This is a genomic window from Stieleria marina (assembly GCA_007741555.1).
Taxonomy (GTDB): Bacteria; Planctomycetota; Planctomycetia; order Pirellulales; family Pirellulaceae; genus K23-9.
Window position 1 is genome coordinate 357,610 of record CP036526.1, and the last position, 16,184, is coordinate 373,793.

The 16,184-nt window shown below is 54.4% G+C and carries 13 protein-coding genes; 6 read left to right on the top strand and 7 right to left on the bottom strand.

The window, feature by feature from the left end:
• Nucleotides 1–7: 7 nt before the first annotated feature.
• A complete protein-coding gene (gene metG, locus K239x_RS01290) occupies nt 8–2,047 on the bottom strand; it encodes a methionine--tRNA ligase (protein WP_145415892.1) in 2,040 nt (679 codons plus the stop codon).
• Between the two features lie 380 nt (nt 2,048–2,427).
• Here metG and K239x_RS01295 point away from each other — a divergent pair, with 380 nt between their 5' ends.
• Nucleotides 2,428–3,846 carry a trypsin-like peptidase domain-containing protein gene (locus tag K239x_RS01295; RefSeq protein ID WP_419189538.1) on the top strand — a complete coding sequence of 473 codons (1,419 nt, stop codon included), beginning with the start codon at nt 2,428–2,430 and terminating at the stop codon, nt 3,844–3,846.
• Between the two features lie 31 nt (nt 3,847–3,877).
• Here K239x_RS01295 and K239x_RS01300 read toward each other — a convergent pair whose 3' ends face one another.
• Nucleotides 3,878–4,594 (bottom strand): lecithin retinol acyltransferase family protein, encoded by a 717-nt coding sequence (locus K239x_RS01300; RefSeq protein ID WP_419189539.1) that lies wholly within the window; start codon nt 4,592–4,594, stop codon nt 3,878–3,880.
• 355 nt (nt 4,595–4,949) lie between these two features.
• Between K239x_RS01300 and K239x_RS01305 the strand changes: the two genes are divergently transcribed.
• From K239x_RS01305 to K239x_RS01320, 4 genes are all read left to right on the top strand, one after another.
• Nucleotides 4,950–5,711 carry a hypothetical protein gene (locus K239x_RS01305; protein WP_145415894.1) on the top strand — a complete coding sequence of 254 codons (762 nt, stop codon included), beginning with the start codon at nt 4,950–4,952 and terminating at the stop codon, nt 5,709–5,711.
• Between the two features lie 42 nt (nt 5,712–5,753).
• A complete protein-coding gene (locus K239x_RS01310; RefSeq protein WP_419189540.1) occupies nt 5,754–6,548 on the top strand; it encodes a hypothetical protein in 795 nt (264 codons plus the stop codon).
• Entirely contained in the window at nt 6,545–7,291 is a 747-nt protein-coding gene (locus tag K239x_RS01315; protein WP_145415895.1) for a uracil-DNA glycosylase family protein, read from the top strand. The genes K239x_RS01310 and K239x_RS01315 overlap by 4 nt, the downstream gene beginning before the upstream one ends.
• Before the next feature lie 292 nt (nt 7,292–7,583).
• Nucleotides 7,584–8,993: a PhoX family protein gene (locus K239x_RS01320; protein ID WP_145415896.1), complete on the top strand. Its 1,410-nt coding sequence runs from the start codon at nt 7,584–7,586 to the stop codon at nt 8,991–8,993.
• Between the two features lie 31 nt (nt 8,994–9,024).
• Here K239x_RS01320 and K239x_RS01325 read toward each other — a convergent pair whose 3' ends face one another.
• Complete coding sequence (locus K239x_RS01325) at nt 9,025–10,404, bottom strand: tetratricopeptide repeat protein (RefSeq protein ID WP_145415897.1); 1,380 nt, start codon at nt 10,402–10,404, stop codon at nt 9,025–9,027.
• Between the two features lie 95 nt (nt 10,405–10,499).
• Complete coding sequence (locus K239x_RS01330) at nt 10,500–12,053, bottom strand: sigma-70 family RNA polymerase sigma factor (protein WP_145415898.1); 1,554 nt, start codon at nt 12,051–12,053, stop codon at nt 10,500–10,502.
• Between the two features lie 1,312 nt (nt 12,054–13,365).
• On the opposite strand from K239x_RS01330, the gene K239x_RS01335 reads away from it, so the two are divergent.
• Nucleotides 13,366–13,905: a hypothetical protein gene (locus K239x_RS01335; protein ID WP_145415899.1), complete on the top strand. Its 540-nt coding sequence runs from the start codon at nt 13,366–13,368 to the stop codon at nt 13,903–13,905.
• A 143-nt stretch (nt 13,906–14,048) separates the two neighbouring features.
• Here the strand turns inward: K239x_RS01335 and K239x_RS01340 are convergent, their stop codons facing one another.
• The 3 genes from K239x_RS01340 to K239x_RS01350 form a co-directional block, all read right to left on the bottom strand.
• Nucleotides 14,049–14,828 (bottom strand): class I SAM-dependent methyltransferase, encoded by a 780-nt coding sequence (locus K239x_RS01340; RefSeq protein ID WP_145415900.1) that lies wholly within the window; start codon nt 14,826–14,828, stop codon nt 14,049–14,051.
• 18 nt (nt 14,829–14,846) lie between these two features.
• Nucleotides 14,847–15,392, bottom strand: coding sequence for a DinB family protein (locus tag K239x_RS01345; protein WP_145415901.1), 546 nt, complete (start codon nt 15,390–15,392; stop codon nt 14,847–14,849).
• A gap of 71 nt (nt 15,393–15,463) precedes the next feature.
• Nucleotides 15,464–15,910, bottom strand: coding sequence for a hypothetical protein (locus tag K239x_RS01350; protein ID WP_419189541.1), 447 nt, complete (start codon nt 15,908–15,910; stop codon nt 15,464–15,466).
• Nucleotides 15,911–16,184 lie beyond the last annotated feature (274 nt).

Sequence of the window (16,184 nt, forward strand, 5' to 3'; positions counted from 1 at the left end):
GGGCAACCTAATGGACGCGCTGTCCTGGTAGAGCACCTTCGTCGACGCCCAGTATAAATACGTCGGCTCCGCCGGGTCCCGACGCGGTCACCATGCCTTCGCTTAATCCAAATCGCATTTTCCGCGGCTTCAGATTCGCGACCATCACGACCAATCGGCCTACCAAGGCTTCAGGCTCGTAGGCGGCTTTGATTCCGGCAAAGACTTGGCGCCGTTCATCACCACCGAGCGAAAGTGTCAGCTTCAACAACTTGTTCGCTTCGGGGACATGTTCGGCCGAAACGACACGCGCCACTCGTAAGTCAACTTTGGCGAAATCATCGATCGTGATTTCTTCTGACAACGGTTCGTCCTTCAGTGGCTGGTCACTGTCGTTGAACTGAGGGGCGTTTTCGATCGCTGCGTCTGCGGCGGCTTCTTCTTTGCTTTCGTCAATCATCTTTTCCAGATCCTCTTTTTGAACTCGGTCCATCATGCGTTTGAATTTCGCAACGGGTGTGCCAAGCAGCGGGGACTTGCTCTGGTCCCACGAAGTAATCTCGTCACCGAGTAGTTCGCTGCACTGGGCGGCTAGGGAAGGTAACACAGGCGAGAGATAGATGGCTAGCTGCCGAAAGAGGTTCAACGCCACGGTGCAAACATCTTGCAATTCCTGTTGCCGTGCGTCGTCTTTCTTCATTTCCCAAGGCTTGGCGTGTTCGACGTAGGGGTTCGCCGCGTCGGCCAGTTCCATGATCAATCGCATCGCCTTGGCATATTCGCACGCTTCGTATGCCGACGCGATTTCGTCACCCGCTTTGGCGGCTGATTCAAACAAGCCACCGTCATCGGGATACTCTGCCGATAGTCCTGTCTTGTTGGCAAATTTACCAACACGGCTGGCAAGGTTCACGACTTTGCCGACTAAGTCGCTGTTCACTTTTTCGGTGAACTCGTCCAAGCTCAGGTCCAGGTCTTCCACTCGCGAGGAAAGCTTGGTTGCGTAGAAATAGCGAAGGTATTCCGGTTGAGAATGCTTCAAGTACGTGGCCGCGGAAATCAACGTGCCCTTGGACTTGCTCATTTTTTCGCGGTCGACGTTCAAAAAACCGTGAATGTGAACTTTTGTCGGCAAGCTAAATCCAGCTGTCTTCAACATCCCCGGCCAAAACAGCGTGTGAAAATAAGTGATGTCCTTGCCAATGAAATGGTGTACTTCGCATTCTTCGCTTTGCCACCAATCCGAAAGCTCTTCGCCATTGGCATCGCACCATTGCTTGCTGCTGGCGATGTACCCAATCGGAGCATCAAACCAAACGTACCAATAGTTGCCTGGCGAATCGGGAATCTCGAAACCAAAGTACGGTGCGGGACGGCTAATGTCCCAGTCACGCAATTCATCGGCCAGGAAGTGACCTTTCAGGTAGTTGGCGGTTTCGCTTTGCAACGCATCACTGCTGTCGATCCATTCGGCCAAGAAACCGTGCAGCTTTTCCAACTCCACAAAGAGGTGCGTTGCTTCACGGATCTCGGGCGTTGCACCGCTAAGCGTGCTCTTGGGGTCAATCAGTTCTGTCGGGCGATAGGTGTGACCACATTCGCAGTTGTCGCCAGGTTGATCGGTCCTGCCACACTTGGGGCAGGTTCCGCGAACGAACCGGTCGGCCAGAAAAGTCTCGGCTTCCGGATCGTACAACTGTTCGATCTCGCGTTCGGCGATCAGATCTTGTTGTCGAAGAGCTTGCCAGAACTGACCACAGATCTCCCGGTTGGCTTCGCTGTTCGTGCTACCGTAATGGTCGAACTGGATGCCGAATCCATCAAAGTCGCGTTGATGCTCTTGGCTCATGGCTTCGATGAGATCTTCTTCGCTGCGACCTTCTTTGCGAGCGCGAATCATGATCGCGGTGCCGTGCGTATCATCGGCGCAAATGTAGATGCAACGGTTGCCGACGATTTTTTGAAATCGCACCCAAATGTCGGTTTGGATGTATTCGACCAAATGGCCGATGTGAATCGGACCATTGGCGTATGGCAGGGCACTGGTGACCAGAATGCGGCGGTTCATCAAATCGATTCAAATCTTGGGGGAAATGGAGTGCGGATTGTAGTCAGCGATGGGGACTCTCGCGACGCCGTTGCTTTTGCCAGCTGTTTTGACGGCCGTTTTGACGGCGCGGCGAAACGGTCTCGATACTGTCTGCTTGTATCCACCCTGGCGGTGTCTTGAAACAACAGCATTGCCGTTATTTTCGCGAAAACGGCCGTGAAACTCAAAAACGACTCAAGTTCACGGATCTTCGACCCGTTTGACCTTGCTCCTGGTTGTTCGGATCAAGCACCATCGGCCCGAATCCCAATCTGACTTTCTCGGCGGATCAAGACTCGCAGGATGCGAAAAACTTGGTTCGTTGGTATTCATCCACAAACGTCCATGGAGGGACGAGCGTGAAGAATGGAATGTTCGGGCGAATTGCCAGTTCGCTAACTGCTTTTTTGTTGGCCCTGTTCGCTTTGCCAAATTGCGTTGCCACTGCGTCGGACGCCGTGTTGCTGGACTTTTCGTCGGCTCACTGCGGACCCTGTCGCGCCATGCATCCCGTGCTGACGCAATTGGAGCAGCAGGGCGTGCCGGTTCGGCACGTCGACGTTAACAAAGAACCGAATCTGGCAAGCCGCTACGGTATCCGTCAAACGCCAACGTTTGTCGTTGTCAGCAGTGGGAAAGAAGTCACCCGGCTGGTGGGAATGCAATCCGCCGCTGAGTTGCTGACCGCGCTGGCGATCAATCCCCAAGGACCCTTGGTGGCAACCGGCGCAAATTTGGACGCTGGGCAACCCGTACGTGCACCTCAGACTCGCCTTGCTCCCCTTCGGCGAGCCAACTTTGAACAGACACTTGCCGCTGCTCCCGCCTCTAACGCACGTGGTCGCGATTCACATCAACGCGAACCCATGCCAAGCCTGTCGCTGGCCAGCGCAATCGAACGTGCCAGTGCTGCGACGGTTCGTTTGAAAGTACACGACGGAACTGGCTACGGAGCCGGTACCGGAACCATTATCGACACGCACGGCGAATCGGCGCTGGTGCTGACCTGTGGGCACCTCTTTCGCGAAAATAAAGGCCAGGGAAAAATCGAAGTGGATCTGTTTGTCGGCGGACAAGTCAAAACAGTGATGGGAAAAATCGTCGACTACGACGCCGAAAACCGTGACATCGCCTTGGTCGAAATTCTGCCTGGTTTTGTCGTGCAACCGGTGCCCGTGCTGGCCGCTGGTCAGACGCTGCGAACCGGACAACCTGTGTTCAGCTTTGGCTGCGATCGCGGTGACGATCCCACTCGCCGTGACACTCGCATTACCGGCGTCGACAAATACGACACTCACCTTGGTGCATCGAATATCGAAATCTCTGGCGCGCCCGTCGATGGTCGCAGTGGCGGTGGTTTGTTTGACGATCAAGGACGTCTAGTCGGTGTCTGCAATGCGGCGGACTACAAAGATGATCTTGGTATCTATACTGGTCCCGGCAGTGTGCAGTGGCAGTTGGATCGGGTTGGATTGTCAAATCTGTACAAAGCCCCCAGTCGTATGGCTACTCAATCCCCAACAAGCCCACCGGCAAATCGAATTGCTGCGGTCATGAACAAACCCAACCGAAACTCGGTGGTTCAAGCTTCGGCGATTGCTCCGGTTCGTCAGCCCAGCAACGTTGCAGGCGATTCGCGTTCTGCGATCGCTTCTGGCAATCGCGAAGTCATCGTGATCGTTCGCGATCGCAATGATCCAACGGGCGAACCGCAAGTCATGACGCTTCGTCAACCGACGGCGGGCCTGATGGAAATGATTGAGCGTCAAGCTCGATAGAAAAGGACAAGATTTAAGTCGATCGTCCTCGTTACGGACTTTTTCGCTGCTGTCGAAACTGTTCGTAGACTCGGTTGGATGCTTCGCCGGCTACTTCGCCAGCCACCCAAAGCGTGCCAGCGACTGCGATTCCAATGGGGCCTCCGATCGCGCCCAGGCCGATCGCTGTCATACTGCCAACCGCACGTCCAGCATTGCGACGTAGTTTGGGATCGCAAAGTCCCACATGATGCCCGCCTGCTTCGGTCGCCCACTGGGCTGCTTCGGCCACAAGCATCCAGCCGCTCGCTCCCCGAAGCAGTCGTTTTGCGCCATGGCGTGATGCCAAACGCAGTGTTCCTGCTGCCATCGTTTTTACGCTGGTTGCGGCCAAACGCTCGCAGGCAATTCGGATTTGGCCGCTTTCTTCGCGATCGACAGCACACCAGGACGCAAAGTGTTCGCAATTGTCGAACATCAAGTGATAGCCCTTGCGACCTACTTGGCTGATCGCGCGTTCGACGACTTCATCGGCATCCAAAGAACGCGCGTGCTCGATAATGTGGATCTTGCAGCGTCCTTCTTGCGTGACGGTCGCGATCGAAGTGTGCATTACGACAAAGTCTTTTGTGCCATGTCCCGGACCAGCAACTCCGCCAACGCCATCCGTGAAGTGCACAGCGGTTCCGTCACCGACATCGATTGCGTGGTGTTGAAACGGAACGCCTAATTGACGTCGCCAAACAAAAAAATGATCGCCTTTTGCCAATCGATTTATCCTCGAGCGTTCGGACCTGCCAAGATTCCAACCGCGCTGGAGATGGCTGATTCAGATTGTATCGTGCCAGCGTCTTCATGCCAGAAACATGATCCGTTTGGTCTGCCGTCCTCAAAAGAACTAGAGCCTGTCACCGCACACTGGTTTTCGGTGTTTGTGAGGGGAAAACGGAAGTTCTGGGGGCTGGTTTTTGAGCTACGTTACGCATCGAGAAAAACGCCCGCCGCTGTGACACTTACTGATCCAGGTTGTCATCAAGCCATTTGTCAGGAGAATAGATTCTTCTCGTGCACTTTTCCCGCGACTTCTCTTCGCTCTCTCTCTCGATACTGAACTGCCAGATTTCATGGATGGTCTAACCGAACCGCTGATCGCTGTGATTGGAGACCCGATTGCAGGCAACCCGTCTCAGTTCGCAATCGAGTTTGCCCTGAAGTCGCTTGATCTGGATTTTCGTGTCACTTCGTTTCATGTGCAGCAGGAAAACATCGTCGCCGCGCTGGATGGTTTGCAGGTGCTGGACTTTCGCGGAGTATTGGTGGATGACAGTTTGTCGATGTTGGCGGCGGCTTGGCGACAAGGCGAATCCATTGAAGAGTACTCCGGTTCGCCGGCCAATTGCTTGTCACGCAGCGGTGGCGATCAAGGCGATTTGATTGCCACCGATACTCATGGGCAGTGGCTTTCCGAAGCGATTCAGGCTCATTTTGCACAGCACGGTGACCCCGACAAGTCGTGTTTGTGGCTGGGGAATCGAAGCAAGAGTTTTCCGTCTGACATCGTCGACAAAGAGCAGATCACATTGTCGACAAGAACGCCGACCGTCGAAGCGGTCACGCATGCCAATCTGATTGTGCTTTCGACGGGCCCCAAAGGCGATGTGCCGCTGAATGTAGACGAGTGGCCTACCGGCGATGGGTCCAAGCTGATTGTCGATTTGACCGATGGCAAAGAAGAAATCTGCGCGGCGGCGGAGAAGGGGTATCGGGTCATTTCTGCGCTGGATCGTCAGATCGGAGTTGTCTCCAAAAGCTTCCAACTCTGGACAGATGCAGTGCCATCGACGACGATCATTCAAGAAGCCATCGAAGAATATTTGAGCGTTTGACAGACAGTCGCAACCTACCGCTTGACCCCGTACTCATCACGCATGACTGACTTGCTGCTACGTGACGAACGCATCATTGCGACGATTGCAAAATTGCAGCAACGGATCAGCGATCGGTTTCCTCATTCGGGTTTGGCGAATCTTTGCGGAGATATTTACGATGTCTCGCAAGACGCTGCGGATCGAGCGGAGAAAATTCGCCAGCCGATTGTTTGGATTCGCGTGACGGGGTACGCGTTAGCCGTGTGCCTGATCGCATTGATCGTCGTCATGATCGTTTACGCCGCCCAGACCGTTGGGATCCGTGACGAAGACATGAGTTTTGACAACTTCATTCAGACCTTTGATGCGGCGGCCAGTGGAGGCCTTTTTATTGGGGCAGCCATCTACTTTTTGACGAGCTTGGAAAAGCGCATCAAGCGTGGGCAGGCTCTAGCTGCGGTGCATGAACTGCGTTCGATTGCCCACATCATCGACATGCATCAACTGACCAAAGATCCCGAACGGCTCTTTGGCAGCTACCAGGGCACCAGCCATTCGCCAAAAGAAACGATGACTCCGTTGCAGCTGGGGCGGTATCTGGATTACTGCACCGAAATGCTTTCGTTGAACGGCAAGATAGCGGCGTTGTACGTTAATCAGTTTGACGATTCGGAAGTCGTCGCAGCGGTTGGCGAAATCGAACAGCTATGCACAGGGCTGTCGCGAAAGATTTGGCAGAAAATCATGGTGCTCAATCGACATCGCACCATGAGTTTGTCCGAAGAGTCCACTCCGATGTCGTTGCCGGTCGAACAAGCCGAGCGTATCGAATCCGCCAACGAAGAAGATTCATGACGGCCGCCAAGTCTCCCATTGCATCCCAGCTGATTCGTGCGGCAAAGAAACTTGCCAAAGAAGTGGACGAACTGTCGTTTGCGGATCCCGTGACCCACGTTTACAACCCGCTTTCGTACGCGTGGAAAGCTCATCAAGCGTACCTGTCGCTTATCAGTGAAAAACCGCCCGCGGTGTTGTTCTTGGGAATGAATCCAGGGCCATGGGGAATGGCACAGACCGGTGTTCCGTTTGGTGAGATTGCGGCGGCTCGCGATTTTCTCGGGTTGAGTTCGCCGGTGGATCGACCTGATAACGAGCACCCTAAACGGCCGGTCGAAGGATACGACTGCCAGCGCAGCGAAGTTAGCGGTCGCCGACTTTGGGGACTCTTTCAAGAACGCTACAAGACGCGGGGCAAGTTCTTTGCCAGACACTTTGTGACAAACTATTGCCCGCTCGTTTTTATGGAAGCGTCCGCACGAAACCGCACGCCGGACAAGCTGCCCATCGACGAACGAAAACCTTTGGATGCAGCGTGCGATCGACACCTGAAATCCGTGATTCGAATCTTGGATCCTCAGCATGTTGTGGGCATTGGCGTCTACGCGGAAAAATGTCTCCAACGAGCTCTCGACGACAGCGACGGTAAAGCGAACTTGTCGCGGATTTTGCACCCCAGCCCTGCGTCCCCCGCGGCAAACAAAGATTGGGCCGGCAAAGTCACTCAGCAACTCATCGATGCCAAGATCTGGAAAGCGTGACGTGCAGTATCGGTTGCTAACTGCCAGTAGCCGGTGAAAGCGAAGGTGTTCGCCGCAGAACTGCTGTGATTTGCATGGCGCATGTTGGCATGAAAGCTTCATCGAGTGCGCATAAAAGCTTCACCGAAACTTCATCAAGTTTCCGCTTATCAGAACCGGTTCCGCTCGGTAGTTTACGTGCTCTCAATGCACGCGACTGGATGGCTCCCTGTGAGTCGTTTGTTCATGGTCGTTCGTCAGCGTGCAGCCAACGTTGTTAAAGCCACTTTTGGGTTTGCGGGACAATTGCAGAATGCGAAGTCGGAATCGCCGCCAGTTTTTGAGTGACAATTTTGCAGCCGCCACTTCGTTCGGCGTGGGCGCTGCGTTTGGTGGTTTGTCACAACGGTTCGCTTTGGGGGATTCGCCCAAGCGTGGCAGTCGTGCTTCGCTGCGTAACGTCAACGATGAGACCACCGGATTGCCGTTATTGCGATTGCCCGAAGGTTTTCGATATCACACGTTTGGTTGGACCGGCGATGTGATGGATGACGGAACGCTGACGCCGCCGGTTCACGATGGAATGGGAGTCGTGTTGGATGAAGGCGGTTTGTTGACGTTGGTGCGCAACCACGAAGTCAGCGAGCACGGCACGCACCTGCGAATCCGTGACGGCCAGCCTTATGATGTTCGTGCCAAGGCGGGCTGCACGACGCTCAAGTTTGATTCCAAAACAGGCGAGTGGCTCTCCAGTCGCGTCAGCATGTCGGGCACCAGTCGCAACTGTGCGGGCGGCGTGACGCCTTGGGGAACGTGGTTGACCGCCGAAGAAACCACGTTTGGGCCTGGCACCATCGACAAGTATCACCCGGACAAGATTGTTCGTGATTTCAAAAAAACGCATGGCTGGGTATTTGAGGTTCCCGCCGACGGCACCGGCCATCCCGAGCCGATCAAAGACATGGGGCGATTCGTTCATGAAGCCATCGCGGTCGATCGCGAGACGGGTATCGTGTACGAAACGGAAGATCGTCCTACCAGTGGTTTTTACCGGTACATCCCTAGCGTCGCAGGCAAGCTGGCAGCCGGTGGAACGCTTGAGATGGCCGAAGTCGTCGGGCAAAAAGATCTGCGAGGCGGCTTTGCCGATGGAACGCAGTTTGACGTTCGCTGGCACAAGATTGACCAGCCGCATTTGGCTCACACGGAAGGCACGCTAGATGAAGTGGGCGTTTTCAAGCAAGGCGAAGCCCAAGGTGGTTCGACGTTTTCGCGATTGGAAGGTTGTTGGTACGGAAATGGGCTGGTGTACTTCGACGCCACCGATGGCGGCGCTGCGAGAGCTGGCCAGATTTGGCAATACGATCCCAAGACCGATAAGCTGACGTTGCTGTTTGAATCACCCAGCAAGCCTACGCTGAACATGCCTGATAATTTGTGCGTTAGCCCGCGTGGCGGCATCGTTCTTTGCGAGGACAACGACTACGGGGCCAACGAATACCCGCAGCGAATGTTTGGCCTGTCACAGGAAGGCAAGCTGGCTTTGTTTGCAGAAAACAATGTTGTTCTATCCGGCGAACACAACGACATCGCTGGTGACTTTCGCACCAAAGAATGGGCGGGCGCTACTTTTAGTCCCGACGGCCAATGGTTGTTTGTGAACATTCAAAAGCCGGGAATCACGTGTGCTATCACCGGCCCATGGCAAGACACCATTCTTTAGCAGCCGATAGGTTGTTTTTAGAATCCGGTGCCTAGTGACTCAGTCGATCGCAACATTGATGGACGGGATCACTCCAGTTTCCAACTTCGATTTGCCGAGCGATTTGCATCGTGGGGTACCAGTCGCTGCGGTCGCCTTGGGTTAGCCAACGCCAGTCGGGAACGCGGCCCAGCAGTAAGTGCACGTCGGTTCCCACCGCGCCAGATAGATGCGCCAGTGCGGTATCACTTGTCACGACCGCGTCTAGGTTTTGCAGGATCGCGGCGGTGTCTGTAAACGCCCCGTCGGTTGCGTCCACATCGTTGGGCAGGCAGTGAATTTGGTCGCCAAAGTCGACTTGGTCGATTTGTTCAACACCATCTCCAAATTGTAAATTGACTAACTGAACGTCAGGAATTTTGGTCAGTGGTTTCAGTTCTGACAGCGGCAGGCTTCGGTAAACATCGGCGTGGTGTTCGCGATTGCCCTGCCAATTGATTCCGATGCGGCGTTGGCTGCCGGTGACCGGGACGTTTTGGTCAAGCCAGTTTTTCCAGTAGTCGATCAGTGGTGTCGATACGGTTAAGTAGCTGCGGTCTTTGCCGGTGACGCCGTAAGGCATTTGGCCGGTTTGTGTGTACCAAACGTCAACGGTGTCGATCAGCGATGCGTGATAGTCCACCGGTGGCGCGACAACGTCATGCGGTACCAGCATCGAAATTCCGGCTGCCGAAGTAAACAACGCGATCATCTCGGGAGCACATTGAACGATCACTCGTGCGCCGGCGTCGCTGAGTACTTTGGCCATGCGGATGAACTGGATCGCATCGCCGCGACCCTGTTCGGGATACAGCAGGATCGATTTTCCGTCGATCGGCTCACCTTGCCAGAGCGGTGCATGGCATTGGGGCCGAGGCATGCTGGGCATCGCCCAACGCCAACGGTACTGCGGCCAGCCTCGATCGTAGTCGCCTTGCAGCAAGTAGATTACGCCCAGGTTACGATGCAGTTCGGCACTGTTAGGATCGATTTGAAGGCCCGCTTCGTAGCACTGCAAGCCTTTGTCGATCTCTCCGGTCCAAACCCAGAGGGTGCCTCGGTTTTTGAAAGCGGACAAGTACTGAGGGTCTTGATCGAGTGCGGTAACAAATGCTGCCTCGGCTTCGTCAACTCTGCCAAGCATCCGCAGTGAGTTGCCTAGGTTGTTCCAGCCGATCGGGAAAACGCTTCGCCCGGCGAGTGCCTGCTGATACACAGCCACCGATTCGTCAAAGCGGAGCTGATCAAACAGGGCAATGCCGAGGTAGACCAATGCATCGGGATCGCCGGGACGATCGTCCAGTACGCTGCGGTAGATTCTTTGGGCATCATCAATCTTGCCGGACTGATGAACTTGCCAACCGTGGGCGAGGATTTGCTGAAATGTTGGCATGAGTCGCTGCGGAGCATCGGGGCAACAAAAAAGCGATGTGATTCTGGGTCGGAATCACATCGCTTCGAATTTTAGCATCTAAAATCGTGGTTGCGTTAGTCGAGGAACCCGACCAAGTCTTGGCTGCGGCTAGGCTGCTGCAGCTTGCGGACGGCTTTGGCTTCGATCTGCCGAATCCGCTCGCGGGTGACTTTGAAAATGTGCCCGACTTCTTCCAACGTGTAACTGTATCCGTCGCCCAGTCCGTAACGCAGCTTGATGATTTCGCGTTCGCGGTAGGACAGTGATTTCAGAACGTTTGTGATTCGGTCACGCAACATTTCTTGCGTTGCACCAATCTGCGGACTTTCGGCGGCACCATCGGGAAGCAAGTCGCCGAACTGGCTGTCTTCGCTGTTACCAACCGGGCGATCTAGCGAAATCGGGAAGCGACTCATGGTCAGCACGCGACGAGCTTCTTCGACGGTGACGTCGGCGCGTCGTGCGGTTTCTTCGATCGTTGGTTCGCGGCCTAGCTCCTGTAGCAGCTGACGAGCAACGTTGCGAACGCGGCTCATCGTTTCCACCATGTGAACAGGGATACGAATCGTACGGCTTTGATCGGCAACCGCTCGTGTGATCGCTTGGCGAATCCACCACGTTGCATAAGTACAGAACTTGAAACCACGACGGTATTCAAATTTGTCGACCGCACGCATCAATCCGGCGTTGCCTTCTTGGATCAAATCCAGGAATGACAAACCACGGTTACGGTACTTTTTGGCGATCGAAACAACTAATCGCAAATTGCCTTCGCTGAGTTCACGTTTGGCTTGCTGATACTCGGCGTACACTCGGCGAAGCATCTTGACGCGATTTCGCAGCGACGTGGGGGTTTCCTGGCACGCGGTCAGGATTTGACGTCGTTCGTGAAGCAGCTTTTCTTTGACTTCGCGACCGTGCTTGGTTCGTTTCTGGTTTTTGATTTCACGATCGATCTCCGAAAGACGAATCGAAAACTTCGCGAGCAATTCGATGCGAGTTTCGATACGGTGAGTTCGCAGGCCCAGTTCTTCGATCAAGCGAACCGCACGACGACGACGGCGTGCAAGTGAACGCCATGCTTCGGCACGCCGACGCGATGATGCGCTCTTGCTGAGCGAGACTTTCCAGTCGTGGCGATTGCGTTTGAGAAGCGTTTGCAGGGTTTTCAGGTTGTGCGGCAATCGGCCGATGATCTGCTCTTTTTCCAGCCGATCGGTCACGGAGACTTGAACGGTTCGGTCAAAGGGAAGCTGGCTTCGGTAGACCTTTTTGAGCGTCTTGTAGGCTTCGACCAAGACGAAGTGGTTTTCCAGCAACTTGGTGCGGAAACGACGGCGAGTTTCTTCGATTCGCTTGGCAAGTTCGATTTCTTCGCGGCGTGTCAGCAAAGGGATTTCGCCCATCTGCGTCAGGTACATGCGAACCGGATCGTCGGACCAAGTTTCTGTTTCATCGACAGCAATCAATTCGTCGGGGCTGTCAAGCTGCACGCTACCGGTCGCTGCGGCGACCGCTGCTACATCGTCTTCGCTATCATCGACTGGTAGTTTTCGAAAACCACGGCTGACAACGTCTTCGCTGGATGCGGTGACGTGATCGAATTCGTCCATTAGGGTGTCGAACAAAACAGGGACTCCTGCTCAAAGCGGTTGGATTGAAATGGAATATATCGACGTGGTGCCGTGGCAGCGCGGTCAATGAAAAGCTCGGGTTCAGTCTTGGCTGTTGGGACGCTCTGGCGACGCGCCGCGTAGTAGCTACGGTGGCTGCATCAACAAAGATCAAATCCACGTTGGGTTTTGAACGAAGCTTTTTGCGATTGATTTCGCGTTGGTGCGTTTAGGACATCGATGAAATAAATTGGGATTCCCTCAGCAGACTTAATGACTGGCTAGGGAAGAGCAAATAACTGAGTGAGTGATAGAGAAAAAACGGCGATGGATGGATTTGTGAGTTGGTTGTATCAATGGTTTGAAAGTCGTGATCTCACATCCTGCCAGATCGATATCGTTTCCCGACGACCGACATTCCGTCGATCGTATGCGCTGGAGAAGCGTGACTCAGGTGGGTAAGAGTTGCTCGGTTGAACTGTTGTTAATTTGAACTACTTCGCGAATCTCATTTCGTTTTCCAGAATCTTCACTGGCCATAACGTATTCGCATCAAAACTCTACCACCCAATTCGTGGTCTCCCCCAAACCTGCCGGGATTGGAAAAACTTTCTGATTGTGTCAGTCTTCCGAACCAGGGGTGACTTTGCGGACTGAGTCGGCTTGTTACCGAAGAGGCGCAAAAGCTGAACCAGACCATTTGACAGACGCTATCGTTACGCCGTTTGCCAAGTGCATGATGTTTGCTTTTCACCCAACTCGCCACAGATCACCGCAGGAACGTTCGACAATTGTGTCAGAGATAAAAAAACTGAATTGCATTTGATCTGGTCGGGGAACACAACGAACGCATGTAAGAAGTCATCGACTTCCAAAATCACGCCTCGTTGTCAGCTTGAATCGACGTCTTTTTGAATCAACGCGACCAACGGTTTCCATCAAAGATCGATTCCATGACGGCCAATGGCCCGCAAACCAAAGGGCATGCCGAACCAAACTTTCGTCGATCACGTAACTCAGAGACTCATCCCCGGCTTAATCACTTGTTTCAGTCCTTTCGGTCTGACTGCCTTCCTAGCGGCATTCGACAAATTCGACCACTCTATTGATGCAATCCAAATCATTCGGATCACGGACGAACAAAACAGTTCGTTATTGTGTTGCCGCGGATCATCATGGGATGTCCGGCCAAAATGAATTGTCAAAACTGACAGTTCGATTGACGGGAGCGGCTTTGTCGGGCGGTGGTGCCGATTGCTCACTTGGATTCTAGTCAGATCGATCGTCCGGTCCAGTCGGTCAGCCTCCATTATTATCTACTATTCCCATGTATCTGCTTCCTTGCCCCCATTGCAAAGCGTCCATCGAAGTCATGCCCAGCCAAGCTGGTGATGTGGCGATCTGCTCGGAGTGCCAAGCGAACGTTCCTATTCCTAAGCTGGGTGAATTAAGGCAACTGCCGACGGCCGAGGATTCCACTGTTGATTCAGATCGCCACCAATCAGGTGGGGACGTTTCGGGGCTGCAAGTCGTCGCTGTGATCTTGGGACTGCTGGCGTTGGCGGGTCTGCTGATTGGTGGTTTCGCGGCAATTCGCTGGTTTTTGTTGGAAACGCCCATCACGTCGGAAATTCACATTGCCAAAACCAAGGAGGCTTTTGAAGGCCTGAACGCGGCTCGCTTGATTCGCGAGTTTGAGCACATGGAGAAATCCAGTTTGGATTTGGTAGCAATGTATGACTACAAGACCAAGGCGCTGGAAAAAAGACGCTGGGGTTTGGTCGCGTTGATCGCTAGTGGCTTAGGACTTTTCGCCGCCGTGATCGCACTCAAGCTTGCGTCAACGCGTCGCACCGCAAAGTCGTGATTGCGGGCCGGAGAACAAACGGACACTTGGCTTTTTGGTGCGAGACGTCTGTTTTTATCCAGCTTGCCAACTAGTGGCCAGTTCACCGAACAGCCCAACCGACGTGTGATCTGCCGCATCGCACGCTATCGGTTGAGTTTGATTCAACGTCGTTTCAGAACGTAAACGACATCTTCGGTCGTCGCGTCGACCTGAATAGGATCTTTGACGTCGTAACCGAAATCGTAAGTCGCAATCGGTTCCCAAGTCTTTGACGATGCAATCAGCGTGTCCATCTGTTTTTGCGTGTAGCTGCGTAGGACAAGTTCATCTTCGATGCGAAAGCTTTTTGTCGGGCTGTGAACATCAAAGCGAATGCCAAACCGCTCCACGCGCGTCCGGCGATTTCGCGAATTGGTCCACATGTGCGTATTGATTGACAAATGACCGCGCCTCGCCGACCAGGATTCCGTTTCGCTCGGCGGTGCCTTGGTAGGCGTCAGGTGGACGCCCAGGAGGTACAGACCTCCTTTGCGAACCGCTCCGGCCATGCAGTCCAGGTGTCCTTTGGCTGCTTTTTCGCTGGACAAGTGGCGAAAGCTGTTGATCGTGTTGAACGCGATGTCGTACGGCTTTTTGACTGTAAAGTCCGCCATGTCAGCGACAAATGCGCGATGCTTCATTTTGTGTCGCTCGAATCGAGCGTTGCAGAAATCGATCGCTTTGGGGTTCAGGTCCAGCCCGCCGACATCAAAATCTTTCCGCGCCAGGGCATAGAGCAGCCGGCCGGTTCCGCATGCCGGTTCAAACATCCGCTGCGGTTTGCGGCTGATGTATTGATCGGCGCAGGCGAGGATAAATTTGATCTCTGCGGCACAGTCAGCACCGAAAACTAAGTCGTAGTACTTCGGGTGATCGTAGATCGATTCGTTCAGAATTTGCATGAAGTCAGTTCGATCCAATTAGCGGATCGGTTCCAGGTCCAGGGCTCGGCGCAGCATGCCAAGGTGGCCAGCGTGGATCTGTTCGTGAAGTGGGCAGAATAAAACGGCGCCCAGCTTACAGGGATAGTGTGCGTAGGGCATGTCGACGGATTCCAAGAGAGTCTCGCCGGTGACGTCGTTCATCTCCGCCATCGCCAAGTCGAAAACTCGGTCGAGTCGCTGGATCAATTCATCGGGCGTTGGCTGCGTCTGAGAGTCCGATTTGGGAACCGAACCGCGGCCGTAGGCTTTGCGAAAACGACCAGGAATCAATTCCAAGTCATCCGGTCGGCGTCCACGAATCCGAAACATCAACAGGCCATATTGGCTTACCGTCAGGTGGCCCAGCTGCCAAGCGACGTTGGTTGGAAGCCCGGCGGGCATCGTAAACCAAAGCTCTCGCGGCGTCGCATCAAGCATTTCGAGCGTGTATCGCCGCGCAAAAGCGAGCTGACCGAGAGCGGCTTGCTTCATTATCACGGCGTCGTCGGCACTGGGCAGTGCAGGGGGGGGCATATCTTGCATGGCGGAATGATACCAATTCGCCAAACCATGTCGCAGCGGGGATCAAGTTGCTCCCCCGCGAATCGCCCGTTTCAACCCACTGCGCGGTCGCTGCTTTGCTTTCGCGCTGGCTTTGAAACAAGTCGCAGTTCGGGCAGCACGGTCTTTCCGCCATGAAAAGTGCGACGTCGTTCGATCGTGTGGTCAAACACGAACACTCCGTTGGCGACACCGCCTCGAGGCGAAGCGCGCAAGATGGCGGGATGACCGCATTCGCTGCATTGAACTCTCAGTCCATGCGAATCGAGCATCTGGTGGATCGCCTTTGCCATCTCGCGGTTCTCCGCCAGGCTTCCCAGTGATTGCCCGGTCAGCTTCGCCAGGCGGTCTTGAATGGTCAGACGTACAGTTCTCTGCAGCCGGTTCAGCTCCATTTGCAGGTCCCCCAGCGTGACCTTGGCCGCGTCTGCGGCTGACGAAGCCATTTCTTCCGCAGAAAGCTCGGCGTCATCAGCGGAGGAAGATGGCGACGTGGGCATTCAGATTTGGGGTGTGGGTCGATGGAGCAGGCTGCGGCGGATCGCGATGGGGAGCGACGCGCGAAAAATATCGAGGGAACAGTATGGACGAGTTTATACAATTTGTATAAGCTGTCTAGGGCTGGCGTTCGATTCCGGCTTTTGAGTACTAAGCAACTGACAAAAGCCACGCAGCCGTCAGAACCTTCACCGGAACACGACGGTTCGCTTCGGAATCAAATCGTCCGCACTATCAACCCGGATTGATGCGAACAGAATTCCATTCAGCCTTCTT